Annotated in this window: 22 protein-coding genes; 9 read left to right on the forward strand and 13 right to left on the reverse strand. The window is 61.5% G+C overall.

Annotated features, from left to right (window positions below):
- Nucleotides 1-51: 51 nt before the first annotated feature.
- Both JYK05_RS24560 and JYK05_RS24565 read right to left on the reverse strand, forming a co-directional pair.
- A complete protein-coding gene (locus tag JYK05_RS24560) occupies nucleotides 52-2,142 on the reverse strand; it encodes a glycogen-debranching protein (protein ID WP_206470864.1) in 2,091 nt (696 codons plus the stop codon).
- Nucleotides 2,129-4,627 (reverse strand): glycogen/starch/alpha-glucan phosphorylase, encoded by a 2,499-nt coding sequence (locus JYK05_RS24565; RefSeq protein ID WP_206470865.1) that lies wholly within the window; start codon nucleotides 4,625-4,627, stop codon nucleotides 2,129-2,131. Before JYK05_RS24565 ends, JYK05_RS24560 begins: the two co-directional genes overlap by 14 nt.
- A 292-nt stretch (nucleotides 4,628-4,919) precedes the next feature.
- Here JYK05_RS24565 and JYK05_RS26775 point away from each other — a divergent pair, with 292 nt between their 5' ends.
- The 3 genes from JYK05_RS26775 to JYK05_RS26500 are packed head-to-tail and all read left to right on the forward strand — an operon-like array spanning nucleotide 4,920 to nucleotide 5,761.
- Nucleotides 4,920-5,189 carry a hypothetical protein gene (locus JYK05_RS26775; RefSeq protein WP_371826488.1) on the forward strand — a complete coding sequence of 90 codons (270 nt, stop codon included), beginning with the start codon at nucleotides 4,920-4,922 and terminating at the stop codon, nucleotides 5,187-5,189.
- Nucleotides 5,190-5,207: 18 nt separating this feature from the next.
- Entirely contained in the window at nucleotides 5,208-5,546 is a 339-nt protein-coding gene (locus tag JYK05_RS26495; protein ID WP_241270140.1) for a hypothetical protein, read from the forward strand.
- On the forward strand, nucleotides 5,543-5,761 hold the full coding sequence (locus tag JYK05_RS26500) for a hypothetical protein (RefSeq protein ID WP_241270141.1): 219 nt from the start codon (nucleotides 5,543-5,545) through the stop codon (nucleotides 5,759-5,761). The genes JYK05_RS26495 and JYK05_RS26500 overlap by 4 nt, the downstream gene beginning before the upstream one ends.
- A gap of 54 nt (nucleotides 5,762-5,815) precedes the next feature.
- Here JYK05_RS26500 and JYK05_RS24580 read toward each other — a convergent pair whose 3' ends face one another.
- The 3 genes from JYK05_RS24580 to JYK05_RS24590 all read right to left on the reverse strand — a co-directional run bounded on the left by JYK05_RS24580 (nucleotide 5,816) and on the right by JYK05_RS24590 (nucleotide 9,215).
- Nucleotides 5,816-6,217 (reverse strand): response regulator, encoded by a 402-nt coding sequence (locus JYK05_RS24580; RefSeq protein ID WP_206470866.1) that lies wholly within the window; start codon nucleotides 6,215-6,217, stop codon nucleotides 5,816-5,818.
- Complete coding sequence (locus JYK05_RS24585; RefSeq protein ID WP_206470867.1) at nucleotides 6,207-7,943, reverse strand: histidine kinase famiy protein; 1,737 nt, start codon at nucleotides 7,941-7,943, stop codon at nucleotides 6,207-6,209. The genes JYK05_RS24580 and JYK05_RS24585 overlap by 11 nt, the downstream gene beginning before the upstream one ends.
- A gap of 108 nt (nucleotides 7,944-8,051) precedes the next feature.
- On the reverse strand, nucleotides 8,052-9,215 hold the full coding sequence (locus JYK05_RS24590) for an MFS transporter (protein ID WP_206470868.1): 1,164 nt from the start codon (nucleotides 9,213-9,215) through the stop codon (nucleotides 8,052-8,054).
- Between the two features lie 230 nt (nucleotides 9,216-9,445).
- Here JYK05_RS24590 and JYK05_RS24595 point away from each other — a divergent pair, with 230 nt between their 5' ends.
- The 6 genes from JYK05_RS24595 to JYK05_RS24620 all read left to right on the forward strand — a co-directional run bounded on the left by JYK05_RS24595 (nucleotide 9,446) and on the right by JYK05_RS24620 (nucleotide 14,681).
- A complete protein-coding gene (locus JYK05_RS24595) occupies nucleotides 9,446-10,207 on the forward strand; it encodes a PadR family transcriptional regulator (protein ID WP_241270142.1) in 762 nt (253 codons plus the stop codon).
- On the forward strand, nucleotides 10,204-11,043 hold the full coding sequence (locus tag JYK05_RS24600) for a siderophore-interacting protein (RefSeq protein ID WP_206470869.1): 840 nt from the start codon (nucleotides 10,204-10,206) through the stop codon (nucleotides 11,041-11,043). Before JYK05_RS24595 ends, JYK05_RS24600 begins: the two co-directional genes overlap by 4 nt.
- Nucleotides 11,044-11,102: 59 nt before the next feature.
- Complete coding sequence (locus tag JYK05_RS24605; protein ID WP_206470870.1) at nucleotides 11,103-12,365, forward strand: LysR family transcriptional regulator; 1,263 nt, start codon at nucleotides 11,103-11,105, stop codon at nucleotides 12,363-12,365.
- An 87-nt stretch (nucleotides 12,366-12,452) separates the two neighbouring features.
- Nucleotides 12,453-13,283 carry an alpha/beta fold hydrolase gene (locus JYK05_RS24610; RefSeq protein ID WP_206470908.1) on the forward strand — a complete coding sequence of 277 codons (831 nt, stop codon included), beginning with the start codon at nucleotides 12,453-12,455 and terminating at the stop codon, nucleotides 13,281-13,283.
- 109 nt (nucleotides 13,284-13,392) lie between these two features.
- On the forward strand, nucleotides 13,393-13,821 hold the full coding sequence (locus JYK05_RS24615; protein ID WP_206470871.1) for a hypothetical protein: 429 nt from the start codon (nucleotides 13,393-13,395) through the stop codon (nucleotides 13,819-13,821).
- Nucleotides 13,822-13,952: 131 nt separating this feature from the next.
- On the forward strand, nucleotides 13,953-14,681 hold the full coding sequence (locus JYK05_RS24620) for a DeoR/GlpR family DNA-binding transcription regulator (protein ID WP_206470872.1): 729 nt from the start codon (nucleotides 13,953-13,955) through the stop codon (nucleotides 14,679-14,681).
- Nucleotides 14,682-14,724: 43 nt separating this feature from the next.
- Here JYK05_RS24620 and JYK05_RS24625 read toward each other — a convergent pair whose 3' ends face one another.
- The 8 genes from JYK05_RS24625 to deoC form a co-directional block, all read right to left on the reverse strand.
- Nucleotides 14,725-15,786, reverse strand: coding sequence for an ABC transporter permease (locus tag JYK05_RS24625; RefSeq protein WP_371747498.1), 1,062 nt, complete (start codon nucleotides 15,784-15,786; stop codon nucleotides 14,725-14,727).
- On the reverse strand, nucleotides 15,783-17,312 hold the full coding sequence (locus JYK05_RS24630) for a sugar ABC transporter ATP-binding protein (protein ID WP_206470873.1): 1,530 nt from the start codon (nucleotides 17,310-17,312) through the stop codon (nucleotides 15,783-15,785). The genes JYK05_RS24625 and JYK05_RS24630 overlap by 4 nt, the downstream gene beginning before the upstream one ends.
- Nucleotides 17,313-17,376: 64 nt before the next feature.
- Nucleotides 17,377-18,381 carry an autoinducer 2 ABC transporter substrate-binding protein gene (locus JYK05_RS24635; RefSeq protein ID WP_175945355.1) on the reverse strand — a complete coding sequence of 335 codons (1,005 nt, stop codon included), beginning with the start codon at nucleotides 18,379-18,381 and terminating at the stop codon, nucleotides 17,377-17,379.
- Nucleotides 18,382-18,447: 66 nt separating this feature from the next.
- The gene (locus JYK05_RS24640) at nucleotides 18,448-19,491 is read right to left on the reverse strand and encodes an ABC transporter permease (RefSeq protein WP_206470874.1); all 1,044 of its coding nucleotides are present in this window, start codon (nucleotides 19,489-19,491) and stop codon (nucleotides 18,448-18,450) included.
- Complete coding sequence (gene rbsK, locus JYK05_RS24645) at nucleotides 19,488-20,423, reverse strand: ribokinase (RefSeq protein ID WP_206470875.1); 936 nt, start codon at nucleotides 20,421-20,423, stop codon at nucleotides 19,488-19,490. Before rbsK ends, JYK05_RS24640 begins: the two co-directional genes overlap by 4 nt.
- Nucleotides 20,420-20,893, reverse strand: coding sequence for an RbsD/FucU family protein (locus JYK05_RS24650; protein WP_206470876.1), 474 nt, complete (start codon nucleotides 20,891-20,893; stop codon nucleotides 20,420-20,422). The genes rbsK and JYK05_RS24650 overlap by 4 nt, the downstream gene beginning before the upstream one ends.
- 76 nt (nucleotides 20,894-20,969) lie before the next feature.
- A complete protein-coding gene (locus tag JYK05_RS24655) occupies nucleotides 20,970-23,360 on the reverse strand; it encodes an aldehyde dehydrogenase family protein (protein WP_206470877.1) in 2,391 nt (796 codons plus the stop codon).
- Between the two features lie 26 nt (nucleotides 23,361-23,386).
- Nucleotides 23,387-24,394, reverse strand: a complete 1,008-nt coding sequence (gene deoC, locus JYK05_RS24660) for a deoxyribose-phosphate aldolase (protein WP_206470878.1) — start codon at nucleotides 24,392-24,394, stop codon at nucleotides 23,387-23,389.
- Nucleotides 24,395-24,459: the final 65 nt, after the last annotated feature.

Genomic DNA, 24,459 nt, shown 5'->3' on the forward strand with positions numbered 1-24,459 from the left:
GGTTTGTTTGAAGCAGTCCAGCGGCGTTTGCTTAGCACGGTCTTGCCGCGTTCAGTGCAATTCGAGGACCACTACACTGCGCGGCGAGACGCGACAGGTGTCCGTCTCTTTTATCGCCGTTTCCCGATCCGAAACAATATCGAGTGGCGGTGCGGCGGATGTATCGACGATGCGGCGCCAACTCTCTCTTTTAACCACAGGCACTGCGACTACGCGCGCATCGTCGTACATGTTCATCACGACGTGCAACATGGCTTCGCCCGGTTCTTGCGCGGCAAGCGTGAAGGCAACGAGACGTGCTCCGGGGTCATGCCACTGCGGTTCCCCCAGTCGCTCGCCGTGCCATGCAACGTCCGGATAAGCGTCGCCGTTTGCAGGCCGTCCCGTCAGAAAGCGACGCCGGCGCAGACTCGCGTGACGCTTGCGCAGTGCGATGATTTCGCGCACGAACCGCAACATGTCGAGCGCATCGCGCGATGTGCGCCAATCAAGCCAGGAGAGTTCATTGTCCTGGCAGAACGCGTTGTTATTGCCTCGCTGGCTGCGCAGGACTTCGTCACCCGCGAGAATCATCGGCACGCCCTGGCTCAAGAGCAGGATCGCCATGAAGTTGCGCGCCTGCTTAAGGCGCAGAGCGGTTACCGCCGGATCGCGCGTCTCGCCTTCCGCGCCGCAATTCCACGACAGGTTATCGTTGGTGCCGTCGCGGTTGTCTTCGCCGTTCGCCTCATTGTGCTTCGCGTGATAGCTGACGAGATCGAGCAACGTGAAGCCGTCGTGACAGGTGACGAAGTTGATGCTGTTGGCAGGCAGCCTGCCGTCCGACTCATAGAGGTCCGCGCTTCCCGCCATGCATGTACATACTTGCCCGATGAGTCCCGCGTCGCCACGCACGAAGCGTCGAATCACGTCGCGATAGCGTCCGTTCCATTCGGCCCACGCCATCCCTGGAAACGCGCCGACGTGATACAGGCCAGCCGCGTCCCATGCTTCCGCAATGAGAGGCACGCGCGAAAGCACTTCAGAGGCCTCCATTGCCCACGGCAACGGCGGCGTGCTCAACAGTGCGCCGCCCTCGCCGCGCGTAAAGACGCTCGCGAGATCGAAACGGAAACCATCGACGCCTAAGTCGCGTACCCAATACTCCAGACATCGCAAGATGAACGCGCATACCAGCGGATGATTGCAGTTGATCGTGTTGCCGCAACCTGTGTAGTCGCGGTAACGGCCGCCATCGGCCGGATCGGCATGATAGAAGATCTCGTTGGCGAGCACCTTGAAGTTGATGACAGGCCCATTTGCACCGGCCTCCGCTGTGTGATTGAACACCACGTCCAGCAGCACGCGAATGCCCGCTGCGTGCATGGCGTCGATGAGCGCGCGAAATTCCTGCGGCGCTCGTGTCGCTTCGACGCAGTAGCGCGAATGCGGACTATAGAAGCTATGCGTGCTGTAGCCCCAGTAGTTCGTGAGTCCTATGGCGGCTGCGGACGGCGGAACGTCTTGCTCGTCGAACGCCATAACGGGAAGCAACTCGACATGCGTGACGCCCAATTCCTTCAGATAAGGGATTTTTTCTATCAGACCGGCAAACGTACCGGGACATCGGACTCCGCTCGACGGATGCCGCGTGAAACCACCTACGTGCAATTCATAAATGATGGCATCGTCCAGCGTGCGAATCTCAACATCGTCGCGCGTTCCGACAGGTTCCGTGACGATGGCCCTGAACGATGCGTGTGGCGCGCCTTGCGCCTCGGAAGCCTGCTGGCGGTTCCAGAAACGGTCGCTGATCGCGCGCGCGTTCGGATCGAGCAGTTCCTTGCGGCTCGCGGCAGCGTCATCCATTTGCGGTACGCCATGTGGACCGCAGGCACGCCACGTATAACAACAGTGAACCGGTAAATCTTCGACGAAGACATGCCAAAAATAGAACGTCCGGTTCACCTCTGGCGCGAGCGACACGATCTGGAACGGCTCGGTGCTTTCCGTCGATGCGTAGAGCAATAGCTCCATGCCTGTTGCGTGCCGGCAGAAGAGACAGAAGTTGACGCCACGCTCCGCAACTGTCGCGCCGACAGGAAAACGGGAACCCGGCTGCACGCGATAGCTGCGCACGCTGTCGACATTAGCTCTGAGCAAGATCGATCCTCACTGCCGACGTTTTCCAGATGCGCTCGCAGTATTCGCTGATCGCGCGGTCTGACGAGAACTTGCCCGAATGCGCGGTGTTCATGATCGACATGCGAGTCCATTGCTGCCCATCTCCCCATGTTGCGCTTACGCGTTCCTGGCATGCGCAGTAATCCGCGAAGTCGGCCAACACAAGGAACGGGTCAGATTGCATGAGGTTATCGACCAGCGGCCGAAATACGTTCTTGTCACCGCCCGAGAAGCGCCCCTGCGCGATGTCTTCGAGTGCATCGCGCAAAACTTCATTCGACTCCATGTATTGAGCCGGCCGGTATCCTTCGCGCTTTGCCTGCTCGACCTGTTGAGCAGTGAGCCCAAAGAGAAAGAAGTTCTCGGCGCCCGCTTCCTCACGAATCTCGACGTTGGCGCCATCCAGCGTGCCGATTGTGAGCGCCCCGTTCATCATGAACTTCATGTTCCCAGTGCCCGACGCCTCCTTTCCCGCCGTCGATATTTGTTCGGAGAGGTCGGCCGCCGGATAGATCCAGTGTCCGTTCTTGACATTGAAATCCGGATAGAAGACGACTTTCAGTCGCCCCCTGATAGCGGCGTCGTTGTTGATGACATCCGCAATGCCCGTGATCAAACGGATAATGATTTTGGCCATCGCATAACCGGGAGCAGCCTTTCCGCCGAAGATAAAGCAGCGCGGCGCGCAGGAAATGTCCGGGTTCGCGCACAACCGACGGTACAAACTCACGATATACAGCGCATTCAAATGCTGGCGCTTGTATTCATGGATTCGCTTGACCTGTATGTCGAAGAGCGCGTCGGGATCGACGACGATGCCAGTGGCATCCCTGATCCGCCCTGCGAGCGCCGCTTTGTTCTCGCGCCGCACGGAACGCCACGCGTCATGGAACCCGCGATCATCCGCGAGCGCTGTCAGCGCATCGAGCCTCGATAGATCAGTGGCACATCCGTCGCCGATGGTCGTGTCGAGCAGACGTGTCAGTCCGGGATTGCTCAACATTAAGAAGCGGCGCGGCGTCACGCCGTTGGTCACGTTGCAGAACCGTTCGGGAAACATGTCGGCGAAGTCCCGCATCACCGTCTGCTTCAGTAGATCCGAATGCAGTGCTGCGACGCCGTTCACTGCATGACTGCCGACCGTGGCGAGGTGCGCCATGCGCACCTTTCTGTCGCCGGCCTCGTCGATGAGCGACATGCGCGCCACGCGCGCATCGTCGCCCGGAAAGGCGCGCCGTACATCTTCCAGAAAACGGCTGTTTATTTCATAGATGATTTCGAGCGCGCGCGGCAGCATGCTCTGGAAGAGCGGCAGGCCCCACGTTTCGAGCGCTTCAGGCAACAGGGTGTGATTGGTATAGGCGAACGTGCGCCGTGTAATGTCCCACGCTTCGTCCCACGGCAGGCCGTGCACGTCGAGAAGCAGACGCATTAATTCGGCTACCGCTATCGACGGATGCGTATCGTTCAGTTGGGCAGCAAAAAGATCGGCAAATTGGTGTACCGACGTGCCTTTGATTGTCATGAGCCGCAACATGTCCTGCAGCGAGCACGATACGAAAAAGTACTGCTGCGCGAGTCGCAGTCGCTTGCCTGCTTCCGGTTCGTCGTTCGGATATAGCACCTTGGATAGCGTTTCCGACAAGACTTTCTCCTGCACCGCCTCGTAATATTGGCCGGCATTGAAGTCCTGAAAGTCGAATGACTCGACTGCCTCGCTCTTCCACAGCCGCAGCACGTTGCAGGTGTCCACGCGGTAGCCTTGCACCGGGAAATCGCATGCCACGCCCTTGACCTGCTGCGCCGGTTTCCAATCAATGCAGAGACGGCCTTGATCGTCGGTGCGCTGTGTCGTGTTTCCGCCGAAGCCGACGTAATAGCACACGTCCGGTCGCACGATTTCCCATGGACTGCCTTTCTCGAGCCACTTGTCCGTGACCTCGACCTGCCAGCCGTTGCGGATCTGTTGATCGAAGATGCCGAACTCATAGCGAATGCCGTAACCGATCGCGGGTATCTCGAGAGTGGCGAGCGAGTCCATGTAGCAGGCGGCGAGGCGTCCCAGTCCGCCATTACCGAGGCCCGGTTCTTCTTCGACCGAAAGCAGCGCGTCGAGGTCCTGACCGAGTGCATTCAACGCATTGCGAGCCTCGCCCTGCATGCCCAGATTGAGCAGGTTATTGCCGAGTTGCGGACCGATCAGGAATTCAGCCGACAGATAGCACGCGACCTTCACGTCTTTCGCCGCATAGATTTTCATCGATGCGGCCCAGCGCGCCAGCATTCGGTCTCTGACGCTGAACGCGAGCGCCATGTACCAGTCTTGACGGGTAGCGATGTCCGGGTAGCGCGCCTGACGACAAATCAGGTTCCTTACGATGTCGTGCTGCAACGGATTATCGGCGGGCTCATTCGTCGCTGACGCGCGACGGGAGGCTGCGTCTAGGACAGGAGCATCGTTCATGGTCGCCTCGTCATTCGATACGTTGCAAGGATATGTTAGGAGCTACAAATTTCAAGCACTCGAACTATTGAGCTTGGGCGCTTTACGTTCTCAACAGAGACTATCCATTCACTTACAACATCTCTCTCGCTGAAGCGAGAGAGGAAGGCCACAATCCCAGGAATAGGCGGTTTGAAACGAACAGTGATTCGCCTACAACTTATTCAGGGCTAACGAGACATGCGTGACGCATTGTTGCTTGCGCCATGTCTAGCAAATCGGCCATGCGTTCGGATCATCAACCGGGAAGGCAATGAAACGAGCTGCCGAACGCATCTGCGCGGTCGCCCTCGCGGCACTGCACATGCTCGTGTTGCCGACCGCATCGCTGGCCGCCGGTTCAGAGACGCTCGCTCAGATCGAGGCGAGAGGCGTGCTCCGATGCGGCGTGAGCGAAGGCATAGCCGGCTTCTCGGCTCAGGATGCGTCTGGACGCTGGACAGGAATGGATGTCGACTTTTCCCTGAACGGCGCGACGGTATGCGTGCTGCGGGACACGTCGAGCGACCCGCCGATGCAATGAAGCGGGGAGGAACGCATCGTGAGCGACTGGCAAATCTATCTCGTAGTCGGCGTCTTCTCGGCGGTCATACTGGTGATCGCCTTCAGCGTGATCGACATGACCGTGTGTCTCGTGCAGGCAATGGTCAAAACCAGCCTGCTTCAAGTGATGGCGTCGAAGTTCCACGAATGGTTCGGGACTAATCTGACGCTCGTCACGCTCGCGATGATTAGCGGCATCGGCCTGTTGCCGTCGCTATTGGCCAACGTGCCAGTTGCGGCCGCTTCCATTGTGATGTTGAAAGCCTATCTCGTGACTGCCGAATTCGTCCCTGAAGCGGCGATGGGCATCGATTCACAGAGTGGCCTCAGACAGTGATACCCGTATTCGTCGGCATGATGTATGGGGCGACGCTCGGAGGGAACGCCACGCTGATCGGATCGGCAGCGAACATCGTCGCCGCGGGCGTCTGCGCGAACGAAGGACGCCCGGTCACGTTCGCCCGGTTTCTGCGCTATGGCTTGCCCATCACGCTGTGCCAGCTCGCGGTGACAGCGGCTTATGTCATGGTGCTTTCGAAGTTCTTGCGGTAATTTCGTATAAACGATTTCTGAGCTCACGCTGCCACGCTGAGCATTTTCTCACCATTAATCTTTCGGGCGGTTCAACCACTGAACGGTTTCCGCATCAGCCAGCATTTCTTTGACGCACTCGACGAGGTATGTCGGCTCGACAGGCTTGCCGATAACGCGCACTCCTGCCGGACGTTCGCCAATTTCCCCACCGAATCCGGATACGATGATCGCAGGCAGATGCGGGACAGTCTGCCTGAGTCGCTCGATAAGCTCTTGCCCGTTCATTCCGGGCATACGAAAATCGGTGACGAGTGCATCGATCGATTCGCTTTGACCAATGGCAAGTGCAGCGTTTCCATCGTAGGCTGCAGAGACGCGGAATCCGCGCAACTCGAAGTAGCGCTGAAAAACGTACGCGATCGCGACCTCGTCATCGACAATCAGGACGTGCCTTGTCCGGTTCTCATCCTTCATGGCGAAAATCATCAGCTGCCTGTGACGGGATCTTCTTCTCGAGCGAAGCGCGCACGTGCTCGGCCAGGTCGCTCACTCGATAAGGCTTCGTGAGTGTCGTGAGGGGCGCTGCGGATACGTTCGCGGCGGGAAGTTGATCCATATATCCCGTCGCGAGCAGCACGGCGATATCTGGTTTTCGTTCCCTGACTCGCTCGACGAGTTGCAACCCATTCATTCCTCCGGGCATGATGATGTCAGTAAAAAGCAAATCGACATCGCCATATCGCTCGATCACTTTCAATGCTTCTTCCCCGCTCTGCGCGGACAATACGCGATAGCCGAGATTCTTCAGATGGCCATACGCGAGTTCCCGAACGTCGCGGTTGTCGTCCACGACCAGCACCGTATGCTTGCCAAGAATCGCTTCGGTGCTCCAGTTCAGAGATTTGTCGCCTTTCTGGCTGACATCAGTTTCCGCCTGACTGACCACCGGGAAGATCATTCGTATCGTCGTTCCCTCTCCGGGCGTGCTCTCTATTTCGAGCCGGCCGTGCGACTGTTGGACGAAGCCATGAACCATTGCGAGGCCGAGACCGGTGCCCGGCCCCTTGGTCGTGAAGAATGGCTCGGTGGCCCGTCTCAGGACGTCCGGCGTCATGCCTTCACCGTGATCGATCACGCAGATCACGACGTAGATTCCGGGTGTCAGATTATGCGCCTCGATTCGCTCCGCATCATTGATGACCGAAGTGGCGACCGTGACCCTTCCTCCCTTGGGCATGGCGTCCCGAGCATTGATAAGCACATTCAGCAATGCCATCTCCATGTGCGTGGCATCGATGGTGCAAGCCGGCAGACCAGGCTTCAGGTCCAGGTGCAGGTCGATCTTGTCGCCGAGCGTTCTGACTAACATCTCACTGAACTCGACTACCAGCGTATTCAGATTCAGTTGTTTCGGTTCAAGACGTTGCTTTCGAGCGAACGTGAGCAGTTGCTGAGTGAGTTTGCCCGCTTTCTCCCCCGCCGACATGGCGCGCCCGATTGCTTCGCGGGTCGCCTGTCTGTCGTCGAGAGACGCTGCGGCCAGTTCCAGATTCCCCGTGATGATCTGTAGCAGGTTATTGAAGTCATGCGCGAGCCCGGCGGTCAACTGCCCGATGGCCTCCATCTTCTGCGCCTGCAGGAACGACTGCTCCGAGATCCGGCGGCGAGTAATGTCCATCTGCGATGAGAAATAGTAGAGTAATTTCCCTTCCTTATTGAACACGGGGCCGATGAACAACGCATTCCAGAAGGGCTTGCCGCTCGCTTTGTAGTTCAGCACGTCAACTGCGACCGCACGCTGCTCACGCAGAGCATTGCGGATTTCATCCACAGCGCGCGTATCGGTTTCGGCGCCTTGCAAGAATCGGCAGTTGCGTCCGAGAACCTGCTCCTCGGTGTACTCGGTTAAGTCGAGAAATGCGCGGTTGGCGAAAACGACCGGGTTGTCCGGTTGATTCGGGTCGGTTACGACCATCGGCATTCGCGTCATTTCGACGGCAGCGAAGAAGATATTGCTGCGGTCATCCAGTCCAGGGCGTGAGATCTGGCTGGCTTGCCAATGTTTGAGCCCGGGATTGCCTAACGGTGAATATGCGCTACCTTCCAGTTCGCCGTCCGCCGGCCGGCCGATGCTTTGGCCATCTCCCTGTTTATCGCCGTGCTTATTCAAGACTTCGTCTTTGTCGCTACCCTTTGCCATATCTTATTCGCCAGTGTGTGTGGTTTAGGCCCCATCGCAGAGATGCATCGAGGGGATTCCGGCAATCCTTCGGATATTATCAATCGCTCTATGCAGATTTGTCCGTCGCTATGACTGCGCCTTCTCGACGCGGTGCAGCCACGCGAGGGAAATAAGCACGATAACGACCGTGATCGCGGCAAACGTGATCGTCGCGGGTGCGATGCCGATGCGTTGCACCGCGACGCCTATCGCGATGACGGGCAGCGATATCGCCACATACAGCACGACGAAGAACGCCGCTGTCACTTCCGCCTTGCGCTCGGTCGGACTGCGATTCGATAGCTCGCCGAGTGCGGCGCGAAAGCTGATGCCCTGCCCGAGTCCGCACAGCATTGTTCCGACGACGAATGCGGTGGAGGAACGCTGCCATGCGCATTGCGCAAGCAGCGCAAGACCGACGACGAGCGCGACTGAACCAGTAGGCTGACGCGATCTTTGCGCAATGCGCTTCTCGACCGCCTGACCGACCGCCGAGCAGAGAAAGATAAAGAACACTGCGAGGCCGATCAGTAAGTCGCTGTGATACCCGAGCACGGTGCGCATGAGTTGCGGCGAAACGGCGGTAAAGAATCCGACAACGACAAAGCCCGCGAATCCAGACAACGCAGCCGGCACGAATGCAGCGCGCACCTCACGCGGCAGTGCGATGCGTTGCATGTGCAGTTTAGGGTGATCCGCCACGCGCACGGTCTCAGGCGCGGCGCGTAGCAATAGGAAGGCGAGCACCAGCAATGCGATATGCGCGAGGTACGAAAGACGCATAGGCCACGACGCGAACTCGACAAGCGCTCCGCTGAGGACAGGTCCCAAGCCGAGCCCGAGCATGTTCGATGACGTTGCAGCCAGCATCGCCTTCGAGCGCGAGTCGGACGGACTTGATTCGATCACCGCGACCGTCGCCGTCGACGTGAAGATGCCCGCCGAGATGCCCGAGACAAGACGTCCGAGCAAGAGCATGACGAGGCCGTTGGCGACAAGAAAGATCAACCCGGAGACGGCGGATGCAGCAAGGCCCGCCATGAGCATGCGCTTGCGCCCGAGTTGATCGGACCAACTGCCCATCGCCAGCAGCGCGCCGAGCACGCCGATCGCGTAGGCAGCGAAGATGACCGTGATGGTCGCGGGACTGAAGCCGTAGGTCGTCTGGTAGTCGTGATAGATCGCGGTGGGCAACGTCGTGCCCGCCATGTTGAACATGAATACCAGTGCCAGTGCGAGATATGCCGGCATGCAGAGGTGGTTGTATTTGTCGAAGGATGCGGGTGCTTTAGCACGCTCCGTGCACGCACCGAGCTTTTAGCGTGCCGGCGGGTGCACGCTGTCTTTTGCATACCGGCTTCAAGGACGCCTCATGCCGCGAACGCTCCCGTTGCCCCGTTCCGGTGCGAAAAAGAACGCCTTGACAGACACTCTTACGATATATATCGTTAGATATGTTTTACGACATAACGGAGTGAGTCATGAGATCACGTTGCTTTCACGGCAAGCGCGACGATTCGCGCGGCTTAAGTTCCGGCTTCCCATTCGATGCCCTAGACCGCCTCGATCGCCTTGCATGGCGCGGTTGGGCGATGATCGGGCGTCATCGGCACGGCGGCGGTGGGCGCTTTGGCGGCGGCTTCGGCGCCGGTGGTCCCGGCGGTGCGGGCGGTTTCGGCGGCGGCCCGGACGACATGGGCGGCATGCCGCGCGGCCGCAAATTCTCGTCCGAAGACCTGCAACTCTTGCTGCTCGCCATGCTGGCCGAGGCGCCGCGCCACGGCTACGAACTCATCAAGGCGCTGGCGGATCGCTCCAACGGTTTCTACGCACCGAGCCCCGGCATGGTGTATCCGGCGCTGACGTATCTGGAAGAACTGGGCTATGCGACGATCGAGATGGAAGGCAACCGCAAGCGCTACGCCCTGTCGGATGCGGGCCGTGAATACCTCGCGGCGAATCAGGAACGCGTCGACCTGATGCTCGCCAAGCTTTTGCATTTTGCACGCAAGATGGACCTCGTACGACGAGCCTACGCGGGCGAGCAGGTCGACGAGGATGCCGGAGACGGCGGCTGGGTGCCCGAACTCGTCGCAGCACGACGCGCGCTGAAGCGGGCGCTACTCCTGCGCACCGATGCATCGCCGCAAGAGCAGCGCCGCATCGCCGCGATTCTCGAACGCGCGACGGCCGACATCGAACAAGACAATGCGCCGAAGCAGGCAAAAGGAACGACAGAATGAGCGATTCACTCGTCGAAGCACAACAAGGCCGCGCCGAACTGGAAGTCACGCGCGTGCGTCACGCGCTGAGGTTCCGATTGTTGCAGGTCAAGCGAGTTCGGCTGATCAATCCGCATTTTGTATGCATCACGCTCACGGGGGAGGCGCTCGCCGACTTCGAGACCGCCTCGTTCGACGACCACGTGAAGGTCTTCTTCCCGCAGCCGGGCGAAAGCATGCCGGTGGTGCCGGAGGCAGGCCCGGACGGTCCCGTGTTCGATCCCGCCAAACCGCGGCCCATTGCCCGCGACTTCACGCCACGGCGCTTCGATCGGGCGGCGCGCGAATTGGATATTGCATTCGCTCTTCACGACGCCGGCCCCGCGACCGCGTGGGCAGCGAAGGCCGCGCCGGGGGACTACCTCGGCATCGGCGGGCCGCGTGGCTCGTTCGTCATTCCGACGCAGTTCGACTGGCATCTGCTGGTAGGCGACGAGACCGCGCTGCCCGCCATCGCCCGTCGCCTGGAGGAACTTCCGCCGGGCACGCGCGTGGCGGCGCTGCTCGAAGTCGCCGATCCCTCCGCGCGAATCGAATTCGATACACGCGCCGATCTGTATCTGCAGTGGTGCTACCGCAGCGAGTCCACGTACCCGGGCGGCGATCTCTTGCTCGCGTTGCGCGGAACGTATCTTCCCGACGGCGACGGTTACGTGTGGGCCGCGGGCGAGGCCGCGCTCATGCGCGCGGTGCGCCAGCTGTTGTGTAATGAGCGAGGCATCGACAAGCGCCGCATTCGCGCCTCCGCCTATTGGAAGCGCGGCGAGCAAGGCGTGCATGGCGCGATCGAAGACTGAATTCGCGTCCCGGCGTGCCGATAAACTAAACTGATGGCTACGACTCTTTCAGCATAGCCATGGATAACCGCGAACTGCTCAACCTCGCTTATCTGCGCGCGTTCAGGCTTGTGGCGCACACGGGCAGCGCGACGCGCGCGGCCGCCGCCCTCTTTCGCGCGCAATCCGCTGTCACGCGCTCCCTGCAGGAACTGGAAGCAGCCGTAGGCGAGACGCTGCTCGAACGTCGCCCGTCAGGCATGTTGCCGACACCTGCGGGTCGCGCCGTTCTTCTGCGTTGCGAACGGATCTTCGCGGAGCTCGAAGCACTCGACAAATGGTGCTCCGCACGGCAGTCACGGCGACGCTCGGCCAACGGCAACACATTGCCTGCGTTCCTGCTCAATACGCGGCGGCTACAGTTATTCTCGGCATTGGCGCGTCATCGACACATGCCGAGCGCCGCGCAGACGCTCGGCATCAGTCAGCCCGCAGTCAGCAGCGCGATCCGCATCATGGAAACGGGCGCAGGTATGCAATTGTTTTATCGCAGCCCGCGCGGCCTGTTGCTCACGAGCGAAGGCGAGACGTTCGTGCTCCATGTGCGTCGCGCGCTCAACGAACTGCGCCACATCCCGGACGATATCGCGGCTTTGCGCGGCACCATTCAAGGCTATGTGACCGTCGGCGCGCTGCCGCTCGGCAGGACGCTGATTCTTCCGGGCGCGATCGCGCGCGTGGCCTCGCACTATCCGGGAGTGCGCATCGCCACCGACGAGAGCGCCTACGAACCGCTCGTGGCCGGCTTGCGAGCGGGCGATATCGACTTCGTGCTGGGCGCGCTCAGGCCGAACGATGCATCGAGCGGATTGACCAACGAACGCCTGATGTCGGAGGACATGGTGGTCATCGCGCGGCGCGATCATCCGCTGGCTAGAGCCGAGGGTTTGACGCTAAAAGAGTTGAGCGCCGCGCAATGGGTCTTGCCACGCAGTCACGCGCCCGCACGCGGCATGTTCGAAGCGCAATTCAAGCGGCTCAGACTGAAACCGCCGATGCCGACGGTCGAGACCGCTGACCTTGCCGTGATCCGTGGCTTGCTCACGCACACCGATATGCTCGCGGTCGTATCGGCCCAGCAGTTGTTCTATGAATGCGAGTCGAGGCAACTCGTCGTGCTCGACATCGCGATGCACAACACACGGCGCGATATCGGGCTCACGTTACGCGCGGGCAGCACGCCTTCTCCGGCAGCCCGCGCGCTGATCGACGCCATTCGCCTGACAGTGGATCAACTCGCGCATTCGGCGGGCGTCGCGAAGCTGACGAAACATACGGCATGATGCGGCGATGCTGCCGACCGTTTCATCGATCACTCGTCTGGTACCCTTGAACCTCAATGAGTGATTCTTCGCGCGACATTTCAAGCCATGAATGATTCCACAAGCGCTATCGACGCTGTTCAATTTGCTCAGGTGACCGGTGTTCTGTATCCGCTATCCATCGAATATCAATGGCTCAACACGGAGCTCAAAGACGCGCCAATTGCGGTATTCCTGCACGAAGGACTGGGTTCCATTGCGTTATGGAAAGACTGGCCGCAATCGCTATGTGATCGCCTCGGTTGCCGCGGACTCGTGTATTCGCGTCCGGGGTATGGACGTTCGACGCCGCGTCGCGCAGACGAGCACTGGGCGGCTGATTTCCTGCATCATCAAGCGCAGGTCGTGCTGCCTGCGCTGCTGGACGCGATCGGCATAAGCGAGAGCGAACGCACGCGCATGCGGATCATCGGGCATAGCGACGGCGGGTCGATCGCCTTGCTTTATGCAAGCGCTTATCCCGAGTCGTTGGCGGGTGTCGCCGTGCTGGCCCCGCATGTATTCGTCGAGCCGATGACCGTTCAGGCGATCACTCAGGCACGAAGCGCCTATGAGAGCGGCGCATTGCGCTCGCGGCTTGAGCCCTACCATCAGAATGTGGATTCCGCCTTCTATGGTTGGAACGACGCATGGCTCGATCCCGCGTTTCTTCATTGGGATATCACGACGACGCTCGAATCCATCCGCCGGCCTCTGCTCGCCATTCAAGGCTATGACGACGAATACGCGTCCATGCAGCAGATCGACAAGATCAAGGCAGCGGTTCCGCACGCTCATCTCGTCAAGCTGCCGGGCTGCCGTCATTCGCCTCACCGCGACGCAACCGAAGCAGTGAATGAAGCCATCGCAAGCTTCTTCGATGCACAGCGCACTGCGTGAGTCAATTTTTCCGCCAGAGCCGTTCGGGGTTCGTTCGGCTACCGGGCAAGCATTTAGCTAAGTGTCCGATAAAGGGAACCTCGTCTGCGTTTATCGAAGGAGAAATGTCATGCTGCTTACCGATGAAGAACTCGCTCGTCTGGAAACCGTTGCGCCTTTCCTGCAGAGCGAAGCGCGAACATCCCTCGAATTTGAGGCGGATTACGACATCACAATGGAACTCGCGGAACATTTGCAGCCGGGCTTGCGCGTGCGCGCCCCGGGCGCGACGGCGGCAACGGCCGCGGCCGCCGCGCTTGCTGCTCCGCCGTATCCGCTCGACTTGTTCGTCGGACTTCCGCTCAGCGAACTGCGCTCGCTCGCGCATGCCGACGACCGGCGCCGCGAAGACGCCATCGCGCTATTCGGCGCAACGTTTTCGCCGCGCCTCTTACGCGCCATTGCAAAGATGACGCCCAATGAAATCGACCTCGATGCCGGCGTGCAAAGCGAAGCCGGCACGCTCGCAGTGATGCTCGAAGAGAACGAAGGCGCATAAGCGGCACGCGCTCCGTATTTACCCGTGAACTCACGCAAGGCGCGCATTCGACGCGCCTTGCGTTGTTATAATCTTATCAACGTAAGACCAGAAACTCACATTCGGCGACGCGTGGAAAGCACTGCAAAACGATGGCCAAGATCGACCGCCTCCGCACGCTCTCGAGCGCATTAGAAAAACAAAACGTGATGCGTCTTCGCGATGCCGCCGCCCTTCTCGGTGTCTCCGAAATGACGGTGCGCAGAGATGTTGCGGCCAACCCCGGGCAGTTCACTTACCTGGGCGGCTATATCGTGAGCGCGGCGGACTTGCCGAATGCAGCGGGCTATACCATCGACGAAGAGAAGGATCACTTCGCGCAAGCGAAAGCCATTGCGTCGAGTCATGCCGCGCGCCTGCTCACGAACAACGAGACTGTGTTCATCGACTGCGGCACGACGTTGACGACACTGGCGCGGCAGATTCCCGCTGAAATGCATTTGACCGTGGTGTGTTATTCGCTCAACGTCGCGGAGATTCTTCGCCGCAAGCCCAACATCCGCATGATTTTGCTCGGCGGCGTGTACGTGCCTTCGTCTGAATCATTCGCCAGCGATGAAAGCGTCGAAACGCTTCGGCGCATGGGAATCAACAAGGCATTCATGTCGGCCGGCGGTGTCGATGAAGTACGCGGCGTGACGTGCTGGAACTTTCATGAAGTCGCTATCAAGCAAGCGGCCATGGCGAGTTCGGTCGAGCGGCATCTTGTCGTCGATGCGAGTAAGTTCGGTAAGGTGAAAGCGGTGCGCTTCTCGCAGATCTCCGACTTCGACTCTGTCATCACCGAGGAAGGACAACGGCGCACGGACTCACGCGAATAGCCGAAGCGTAAGTCCCATAAGTCCGAATGCGCCGCGCGTTGCGCTATTGCCTGCGACCCAATGCGAAGAGCGTCCCTGCGATGAGAATGAATGCGCCGATGATGACCTTCTGCCACGTGCTCGGTACACCCACGAGAATCAGCACGCTATTGATAAGCGTGACGAGCACCACGCCGAGCAGCGTGCCCGTCACCGTTCCCGTGCCGCCAGTAATGCGTGCGCCGCCGAGAATCACCGCAGCGATGACATCGAGTTCCGTGCCGACCAGATCGAACGGATTGGCGAGCCGGTTTGTCGATACATGCAGAATGCCCGCCACGCCGGCGAGCAAACCCGTGTAGCCGAACACGAACAAGTGGATCGCGCGCAGGTTATAGCCGAGCCGTTCCGCAATGGCGAGACTGCCGCCCATTGCATAGACGCCGCGGCCCATCATCGTTCGATTGAGCAGCCACCATGTGACGATCGCCGCGATCACGAGCGCCAGCACCGACACGGGAAGCACCGCGCGCAAGCCGTCCGCCGTGTGGTAATAGAAAAGCGGCAAGCGGCCGAACACATCCATGCTGTGCGGAATGTTCATGAAGAACTGCGTGCCGACGAAGGTCAGCAACAAGCCGCGAAACAGGTATTGCGTGCCGATGGTGACGATCAGCGAAGGCGCTTTCAGCCGATGCACAAGCATGCCGTTGACCACGCCGAGCAGCACGCCGCCCAATGCGCCCGTCAACACGATCAGCGCGAACGGACATTCGGGCCACCATGCAAACACCGCCTTGGTGATCGAATACATCGTCAACGCAGCGATGGCGGTGAACGATACGTCGATACCGCCCGACGCGAGCACGACGAGCGTCCCGAGCGCAAACAGCGACACCGTGGTCGCGGAATGCAGCATGTCGAAGAGCGTCGCGAACTGGAAGAAGCGCGGGTTGAGGCTGCCCACGATCAGACAGGTGACCAGGATCAGCCCGACGGTGAACCACTCCGGCTTGCGCATCAATTGCGCGTAGAGACTGCCCTTGCGCACGCGCGGCGCGACATTGCTCACGGCTTGCGGCACGGTCTCGCTTGCGGCGCCGCGGATGGATTCGCTCATGCTCATGCTGCCTCAGAAAGTAGCGCGTGATACAGATCGGCCTCGGTCAGACGATCGGCGCGATATTCGCCGGCGACGCGGCCTTTCTTCATCATCAGAATGCGATCGCAGTTTTGCAGCAGTTCGGGCAGATCATCGCTGATGAGAATGATGCCGATGCCCTCTTTCGACAGCCGCTGCATGATGCGGTAAATGATGTCCTTCGAGCCTACATCGACGCCCACTGTCGGCCCATGCAGAATCAACACGCGTGGGTTGATCGCGAGCCAGCGGCCGATCAGCACGCGCTGCTGGTTGCCGCCGGAAAGCGACTGCACCGGCTTGTCGACATCGGGCGTGGCGATTTGCAGATCCTTGACGGTGCGCTCGGCCAGCGCTTGCGCGCGCTTGCGATCGATTTGCCCGATGCGGTCGCGCAAGCTCGCGATCATCGCGGTCACGACGTTATCGCGGATCGGCTTGTCGAGGAAAAGCCCTTCGTTCAGGCGGTCTTCCGGCACATAGCCGATGCGTTGCGTTCTCGCGTCCGCGGGCGATTGCAGGCGAACACGCATGCCGTCGAGCGTCACGACGCCGCTGTCCGCAGGCGCCACGCCCGCGAGCGCGCGCGCCAGTTCATTGCGGCCCGAGTCCAGCAGTCCCGTCACGCCGAGTATCTCGCCTTCATGCAGAGCGAACGATACGTCGGCAAACTGACCCTTGCGGCCGAGTTCATTCACGTCGAGCACGACTTTCGATGCACGCGCCTCGCCTTCTTCGCGGTAACGGTCGGTCGAGAGATGCTTGCCCGTCATGAGCTCGCTGATCTGCGCCTTCGTGTAGTGCTCGATCGGTCCTTGCGCCATCTTCTGACCATCGCGTAGCACGATGACTTCGCCACCGATCGCGTAGCACTCGTCGAGCTTGTGGCTCACGAACAGCACGGCGACGCCTTGCGCGCGCAGTCTTGCAAGCACCGCGATCAGGTTGTCGACCTCTTTCTGCGTGAGCGACGTCGTGGGCTCGTCCATGATGACGAACTTCGCTTCGCTCGCAATGGCGCGCGCGATGGCAACGAGTTGGCGCGTCGCCAGCGGCAATTGTTCGATCAGCGTCTTCTGGAACTCGGCATCGCCCGGCAAACCCACGGCTTCGAGCGCGCGTGCCGCGGTCGTCGCGAGCGCGCGCCGGTCGAACGTGCGCGCGAGCTTGCCCGCGTGCTCCGCGAGCTCGGAAGTCAGCGCGACGTTCTCGGCAACGCTCATGTTCGGCAGGAGCGACAAGTCCTGATACACGGTCTCGATGCCGGCCGACAATGCTTCGAGCGGCGAGAGCCGCGCATGACGCGCGCCTTCGATCACGAGCTCGCCTTCGTCCGGCGGCTGCGCGCCCGAGATGATCTTGATGAGCGTGCTCTTGCCACAGCCGTTTTCGCCGAGCAGGTGATAGATCTGCCCGCGCTGAAACGCGAGGCTCACGCCACGCAGCGCATAGACGCCGGTAAAGCGTTTATGAATATCGACGACTTCGAGGAGCGGTGTCTCTTGGGTCATGGCATATGGATTCGGGCGGCGCGCGCGTCGAACGTCGCGCGCCGCTAACATCACATCAGTCGCATCAGAACGGGTATTGCTTGTAGTTCGTCTTGTCCACGTCCACCCAGCCGGTGCCGCGAACGATCACGCCCTTGCCCGGTCCTTTGCTCACCGTGACCTTGTTATAGCCGGTAATGCCGAGGTCCGCGCCGTTCTCCACCGTCTTGCCGTCGACGAGCATCTGCGCCACCTTGTTCATCGCGATGCCGGCGAGCTTCGGGTCCCAGAAGGCGATGCCGTTGATGGCGCCGCTTTCGAGGAACTTGCCCGCTTCAGTGGGCAGACCCGTGCCGTACACGCAAATCTTGCCGACCTTGCCGGCTTCTTCGACCGCGCGCCCGATGCCGATCACATCCAGCGACGACGAGCCCTGGAAACCAGTCAAATCCGGATGCTTGCGCAGCACTTCCTTCGCGACCTGATACGCGCGCTCGCCGTCGTTATTCGTTTCGAGCTTCGGCTCGACGAGATCCATCTTCGGATACTTGGCCTTTGCGTTGCCGATGCCGCCGTCCGCCCATTGCACCTGCGAGCGGCTGCCGAGCGAGCCGACCAGCACCGCCCACTTGCCCTGCTGTCCCATGCACTTCGCGAGACGTTCGTTCAGGCCCGCGCCGTATGCCGTGTTGTCGAACGCTTCGATATCGACCATCGTGTTCTTTGCGTTGTCGGCTTCATGCGTGACCACCTTGATGCCGCGATCCATTGCCTTCTTGAGCGCGGGTTCGAGCGTCGGCGGATCGTACGGAACCACTGCAATCGCAGTGACTTTCTTCGCGATCAAGTCCTCGATGATCTTCAATTGCTGCGCGGCGTCGGCGCGGCCGGGCCCCGTCTGATACACATTGATGTTCGGGTTCGCCTTGCCGAACTCTTTGACGCCGTCGTCCATGCGATTGAACCAGTTGATCCCGGTCACCTTGACGACCGTGACGATGGTTTCGTTCGTCGCGGCCTGGGCGGCCATGACTGCGCCGGCAGCGAGCGCAATGGCGGTCAGCGCGGTGCCGAAAGTCTTGAGCTTCATCGTGTTGTCTCCTTTATGTTTCGAATGTCGTTCGATGGTCTTTTGAAGCAATCACACAGCGAGTGGTCAACGTCCCGTCGATGCAGGCGGCGGTGGAATCTTGGATGTGGGCTTGGCGCCGCCGATGCCGAAGATCGCGCGCACGCGTTCGCCACCCGCGAAGGCGAGCGACGCGAGCAGCAGGAAGCCCCACGCGCAATCGCCGAAAAACTGCGAGACGCCAAGCAGATTGAAGAGGCTCGACAGGAACTGCAGGACCGTTGCCGCGAGAAACACGCAGACAATGCGTCCGTAGCCGCCCGCCGGATTCACGCCGCCCATCACCGCGATCAGAATCGCGATCAAGAGATAAGAGTTGCCGTAATCCCACTTCGCGCTGGACGTATGCGTTGCGCTGATGAGACCCGCGAGCGATGCGAGCACGCCGCACATGCCGTAAGTCAGAATCAGCATGCGCGCGCGCGGAATGCCTGCATAGAAGGCGGCTTTGGGATTCGTGCCCATCAGGTAAAGCCGCAGGCCGAACGGCGTGCGCTTGAGCACCCAGCCGAGCCCGAGCACCGCCGCAATGAAGATCCACAGCGAAACGGGCACCTGAAGGAACGTGCCATTGCCGATGTTCGATAGCGGATCGACATATTCGACTCGCACCGATGCGCCGTTGCTCAACACGACGGCAATGCCCGTGAACAGCAATTGGGTGCCGAGCGTGCAGAGAATCGGCGTCAGCCTGAGCTTGGCAATGACCACACCGTTCAGCAGGCCGCCGACCACGCCCATCGCGACGACGATGCCGACGAACACGGCCGTATAGAGCGCGGGCGAATCGTCGGCGGAGACGATGTGCGGCAGAGCCATCGCCGCGACCATGCCCGAGAGGTTCGCGAGCCCGACGCCCGAGAGGTCGATGCCGCCATTGCCCGAGACCATCGACAACATGATGCCGAGCGCGAGCAAGCCGAGTTCGGGCAATTGGCCGCCCATCGACTGAAGATTGTCGATGTCGAGAAACTGGCCGTGCGAAAGCCATGTCGCGACGATCACCACCAGCAGATTCACGCCGATCAGAAAGTTGAACTGCCGGTCAGCGAGCCACTTCGACGCCTTCATTGCGTCACGCTCCTTTCGCTCAACAATGCATTGATTTCGTCGAGGCGAGGCATCGAAGGCGCGGTGCCGGGCCGCGTGACCGAGATGCTCGCCAACGCGCATCCGAAGCGCACGGCATCGAGCGCGCTGTCGCCGCGCGCGAGCGCCGCCGCGAAACCGCCGGTGAAGCCATCGCCCGCGCCGGCCGTTTCGACCACGCGTCCGCATTCGAACGCGGGAACCAGCACCGATTCGCTCGCGCTATGCAGGAGCGCGCCCGCCTCGCCCAACGTGATGATCGCCGCGCGCGCGCCCTTGCTCAACAGAACATCCGCCGCGCGACGCGCATCGTCGACAGACTTCACGGCGACTCCCGTCAATGCCGCCGCCTCGGTCTCATTCGGCGTGATGTAGTCGCAAAGCGGATAGATATCGTCGTCGAGCGCGAGCGCGGGCGCCGGGTTGAAGACGGTCGTCACGCCATGCTTCCGGGCGAGTTCGAGCCCGCGTTTCGCGGCCGGAATGGGCTGCTCCAGTTGCGTGACGAAGACGGCTGCCTTCGCGATGTCCGCTTCGATCGCATCCACGTCAGCGGGGCCGAGCGTGCCGGCCGCGCCCGCCGCGACGATGATCGCATTGCCGCCGGTGTTTTCGTCCACGTAGATATGCGCGGCGCCGGTCGCGATATCGTCTATCACGCTGGCTCGCGATGTAATGCCTTCGGCCGCCCACGTGGCCTGCGCGATCTTGCCGAACGCATCGTTGCCGATGCGCGTGCAGAAGATGACGTCCGCGCCCGCGCGGGCGGCGGCCACGGCCTGATTCGAACCCTTGCCGCCCGGTCCCATCGCAAACGCGGAGCCCGCCACCGTTTCGCCAAGCAAAGGCATGCGCTGCGCGCGGAAAGCGAGGTCCGTCACATAGATGCCGAGGATGACGACGCTGCCGCTCATGGCGCGTCCCCTTGCGGCGCATCCGGCGCGAGCTGCACGCCTTTCTTGAAGATGAAACAGCCATAGCCGCGCGTCTCGCCCGTGCGGATGACGCAATACGCCTTTTTCGCGCGCTCATAGAACGCGAAGCGTTCGATCGGCGCGAACGCCACTTCGCGGCCTTCGGCGTGATCGACTTCGCGTTGCGCTTCGCGCTGCACGGCGGGCAAGGCGGTCGCGTCGCCGACGACTTCCATGCGGCCTGCGGGATCGTCCACGAATGTGTCCAGCGGCATCACCGACAGCACCGCGCGCACGACACGCGGCGCATTCGCGCCGTCGATCCGCAAGAGCTTGCCGAGCACCGTCTGCCGCGCGACCGAATCGCCGGGAAAGTTGGCGTCGCAAACGACGACTTCATCGCCGTGTCCCATCGCGGCGAGCGCGTAAAGAATGTCGGCGTTCAGAAGCGGGTCAATGTTCTTCAGCAAGAGCGTCTCCTCCATGCATGGGCGCGTCCCGTTCCAGGATCTGCGCCGTTGAACCTCGGATTACGAATGCCGCGGATCAATCTCCATACGGCACCCAGATATTCTTGACTTGCACGGCTTGGCGCAAGAAGGGCAAACCTTCACTCGATGCATCATGCCAGTCGAACAGTCGTCCGTGATCGACGAAGGTTCGCTTCAGATTGCCGACCGATTCGCGCTCGGCCATCGCCGAAAGCGCCGCGCCATTGAAGCACCAGAGCGCGTCGACGTCATCGTGCTGGGCGAGCGTTTTCGCAAGCGAGCGCGCGTCGCCGGTCACGATGTTGAGCGCGCCGCCCGGCACGTCGGACGTATCCGCGACCTGATAGAAGTCTGTCGCCATGAGCGGGCACGTCATGCTCGGCACCGCCACGACCGTATTGCCCAGCGCGAGCGCGGGCGCGATCAGCGAGACGAAGCCGAGCAACGGCGCTTCGTCCGGACAGATGACGCCGATCACGCCGACCGGCTCGTGCATCGCCAGCGCGACGCCGTGCAGCGGCGGCGCATGCACCGCGCCGTCGAACTTGTCGGCCCACGCTGCGTACGTGAACAAGCGGGCAATCGACGCATCGACTTCGCGCTTCGCATCGCGTTCGCTCGAACCCGCGCGCGTCACGAGTTGGCGCGCGAATTCATCCGCTCGCGCGCTGAGATTCTCCGCGAGGTAATACAACACCTGCGCGCGGTTGTGCGCGCTCGCTGCCGCCCATTTCGTCATGCCGCGCGCCGCCGCCACGGCATTGCGAATGTCCTTGCGATTGCCCTCGGCCACTTCGCCGACGATCTCGCCCGCAGGCGAGCGAACGAGCCGCGAGTAACCGCTATCCGGCCGCGCCTGCTTGCCGCCGATGAAGAGCTTCGCCGTGCGGTCGATCGCGCTGACGTTGGCCGATTCCATCAGCGAGTCCGGCTCGACGGGCGGCGCTTGCGTGTCGGAGCGCATCGGCAGCTTGGACCATGCGCGCGGCTTGAGATATTCGTATATGCCCTCGCGTCCGCCTTCCCGCCCGAAACCGGACTCGCGATAGCCGCCGAAGCCCACTGCCGCATCGAACAGATTCGTCGCGTTGATCCATACGACACCGCATTGCAGGCGGGGCGCGACGTCCAGCGCGCGGCTGATGTTCTCGCTCCAGACGCTCGCGGCGAGGCCATAGCGCGTGTTGTTCGCCAGGGCGACGGCTTCGTCGGGCGTGCGAAAGCTCATCGAGACGAGCACGGGCCCGAAGATTTCCTCTTGCGCGAGCGTCGATGCCGGCGCGACGTTCGTCACCAGCGTCGGCGCGAAAAACGCCCCGCCTTCGGGCAGCACCAGACGCGAGGGCTGGTGAATCTCGCATCCTTCGCTTTCGCCTTTCGCCACGAGCGCGCGAATGCGTTCGAGCTGCACGTCATCGACAATGGCGCTCATGTCGACGCCCTTGTCCAACGACGGCCCGACGCGCAGCGTTTCCATGCGGCGCTTGAGCTTGTCGATAAAGCGCGCTTCGATGCCTTCCTGCACCAGCAGACGCGAACCCGCGCAGCACACCTGGCCTTGGTTGAACCAGATCGCATCGACGACACCTTCGACGGCCGAGTCGATATCGGCGTCGTCGAACACGATGAACGGCGACTTGCCGCCCAATTCCAGCGTGAGCGATTTGCCCGAGCCCGCCGTCGTCGCGCGAATCTGGCGGCCGACTTCGGTCGAACCGGTGAACGCGATCTTCGCGACGCGCGGATGCTCGACGAGCGCCGCGCCCGTGCGGCCATCTCCGGTCACGACGTTGAGCACGCCCTTGGGCAAGCCGGCGCGGTGCGCGAGTTCCGCGAAGAGCAACGCCGTGAGCGACGTGTATTCCGCGGGCTTCAACACGACGCAATTGCCGAGCGCAAGCGCGGGCGCAATCTTCCACGCGAGCATCAGCAGCGGAAAATTCCACGGCACGATTTGCCCGATCACGCCGAGCGGCGCCCAGTCCGCGAACTCGCGATCCTGCAATTGCGCCCAGCCCGCATGATGCAGAAAGTGCCTTGAAACAAGGGGGATATCGATGTCGCGCGATTCGCGAATCGGCTTGCCGTTATCGAGCGATTCCAGGACGGCGAAGAGGCGGCTATGCCTCTGCACCATGCGCGACAGTGCGTACAGGTGCCGCGCGCGGCCCGCGCCGCCGATGCCTTGCCATGCTTCCAGCGCGTCGTGCGCGGCTCGCACGGCGGCATCCACGTCGCCGCTCGATGCTTGCGCGATCGACGCGAGCACGCAGCCCGTCGCCGGCTCGCGCGAATCGAAGCGATGTTCGTCCGCGCCGTCTCGCCATGCGCCGTCGATGAAATGGCCGAAGCGTCCGGCGTGTTGATCGAGCCATGCGCGCACGGCGCGATCGTCTTCCGGTGCGGGTCCGTATTCCATCGAAGAAAAATAGTGGGCTACGCTCATGAGGCTTGTGTCTGTATTGGGCTGGTTCAGGCGACCGGATGGCGGTTGAACGCCGAATAGCGCCCGCTCACGTGATGTTCGAGTTGCCGCTCGATATCGGCAAGCAGGCTGGACGCGCCAATGCGGAACAAGTCCGCTTCGAGCCATTCGCGCCCGAGTTCCTCCTTCATGAGAACCTGATAGTTCAGCACCGATTTCGCGGTCGAGACGCCGCCCGCCGGCTTGAAGCCGATCGCGATGCCCGTGCGCGTCAGATATTCGCGAATCATGCGCACCATCACGAGCGACACGTCGAGCGTCGCATTGACGCCTTCCTTGCCCGTGGATGTCTTGATGAAATCGGCGCCGGCCATCATGCAGATCATCGAAGCCTTCGCGACGTTGGAAAGCGTGCGTATGTCGCCGGTGCCGAGAATCGCCTTGACGTGCGCATCGCCGCAAGCCGCGCGGAAGTCGCGCATCTCGTCGTAGAGCGCTTGCCAATTTCCGGTGAGCACGTGCTCCCGCGTCACGACGATGTCGATTTCCTTCGCGCCGTCGGCCACCGATGCTTCGATCTCGCGCAGCTTGAGCGCATGTGGATTCAGGCCGGCGGGGAATCCGGTGGACACGGCGGCGACCGGAATGCCGCTATCGGCGAGCGCCTCAACCGCCGTCTTGACGAAGCGGTGATAGACGCACACGGCGCCTGTCGTGATCGGTTGATCCGACATGCCGAGCGCGTCGAGCAAGTCCTCGCGCAGCGGGCGGCGTGCCTTGGCGCAGAGCCGTTGCACGCGCGCGGTGGTGTCGTCGCCGCTTAGCGTCGTGAGGTCGATGCAGGTGATCGCCTTCAAGAGCCACGCCGCTTGCGCGTCTTTCTTGACGGAGCGACGCAAGCCGAAGCTCGCGGCCCGGCGCGCGACCGCCGACTGATTGACGCGCAGTCCTTCGAGCCATGCGAGGTCGAAAGGGACGCCGGGATTGCGCGCGCGCGTGGCCGGGTGAGCGGTTCCGGGCCACGCGACGATGGACTTCGGTGCGGTTTCCAGCATGAGATCGGTAGGCTGTGCGCTTGCGCAACGCACAACAGCTTTTTGATAGATTGATCTCAGTCTAT

The sequence above is a fragment of the Caballeronia sp. M1242 genome (genome assembly GCF_017220215.1).
Classification (GTDB): domain Bacteria; phylum Pseudomonadota; class Gammaproteobacteria; order Burkholderiales; family Burkholderiaceae; genus Caballeronia.

Excerpts from the sequence above, each read along its gene's own strand:
- JYK05_RS24565 (WP_206470865.1), bottom strand. The coding sequence starts at position 4,627 with ATGAACGATGCTCCTGTCCTAGACGCAGCCTCCCGTCGCGCGTCAGCG.
- JYK05_RS26775 (WP_371826488.1), top strand. The coding sequence starts at position 4,920 with ATGAAACGAGCTGCCGAACGCATCTGCGCGGTCGCCCTCGCGGCACTG.
- JYK05_RS24580 (WP_206470866.1), bottom strand. The coding sequence starts at position 6,217 with ATGAAGGATGAGAACCGGACAAGGCACGTCCTGATTGTCGATGACGAG.
- JYK05_RS24585 (WP_206470867.1), bottom strand. The coding sequence starts at position 7,943 with ATGGCAAAGGGTAGCGACAAAGACGAAGTCTTGAATAAGCACGGCGAT.
- JYK05_RS24590 (WP_206470868.1), bottom strand. The coding sequence starts at position 9,215 with ATGCCGGCATATCTCGCACTGGCACTGGTATTCATGTTCAACATGGCG.
- JYK05_RS24595 (WP_241270142.1), top strand. The coding sequence starts at position 9,446 with ATGAGATCACGTTGCTTTCACGGCAAGCGCGACGATTCGCGCGGCTTA.
- JYK05_RS24600 (WP_206470869.1), top strand. The coding sequence starts at position 10,204 with ATGAGCGATTCACTCGTCGAAGCACAACAAGGCCGCGCCGAACTGGAA.
- JYK05_RS24605 (WP_206470870.1), top strand. The coding sequence starts at position 11,103 with ATGGATAACCGCGAACTGCTCAACCTCGCTTATCTGCGCGCGTTCAGG.
- JYK05_RS24610 (WP_206470908.1), top strand. The coding sequence starts at position 12,453 with ATGAATGATTCCACAAGCGCTATCGACGCTGTTCAATTTGCTCAGGTG.
- JYK05_RS24615 (WP_206470871.1), top strand. The coding sequence starts at position 13,393 with ATGCTGCTTACCGATGAAGAACTCGCTCGTCTGGAAACCGTTGCGCCT.
- JYK05_RS24620 (WP_206470872.1), top strand. The coding sequence starts at position 13,953 with ATGGCCAAGATCGACCGCCTCCGCACGCTCTCGAGCGCATTAGAAAAA.
- JYK05_RS24625 (WP_371747498.1), bottom strand. The coding sequence starts at position 15,786 with ATGAGCATGAGCGAATCCATCCGCGGCGCCGCAAGCGAGACCGTGCCG.
- JYK05_RS24630 (WP_206470873.1), bottom strand. The coding sequence starts at position 17,312 with ATGACCCAAGAGACACCGCTCCTCGAAGTCGTCGATATTCATAAACGC.
- JYK05_RS24635 (WP_175945355.1), bottom strand. The coding sequence starts at position 18,381 with ATGAAGCTCAAGACTTTCGGCACCGCGCTGACCGCCATTGCGCTCGCT.
- JYK05_RS24640 (WP_206470874.1), bottom strand. The coding sequence starts at position 19,491 with ATGAAGGCGTCGAAGTGGCTCGCTGACCGGCAGTTCAACTTTCTGATC.
- rbsK (WP_206470875.1), bottom strand. The coding sequence starts at position 20,423 with ATGAGCGGCAGCGTCGTCATCCTCGGCATCTATGTGACGGACCTCGCT.
- JYK05_RS24655 (WP_206470877.1), bottom strand. The coding sequence starts at position 23,360 with ATGAGCGTAGCCCACTATTTTTCTTCGATGGAATACGGACCCGCACCG.
- deoC (WP_206470878.1), bottom strand. The coding sequence starts at position 24,394 with ATGCTGGAAACCGCACCGAAGTCCATCGTCGCGTGGCCCGGAACCGCT.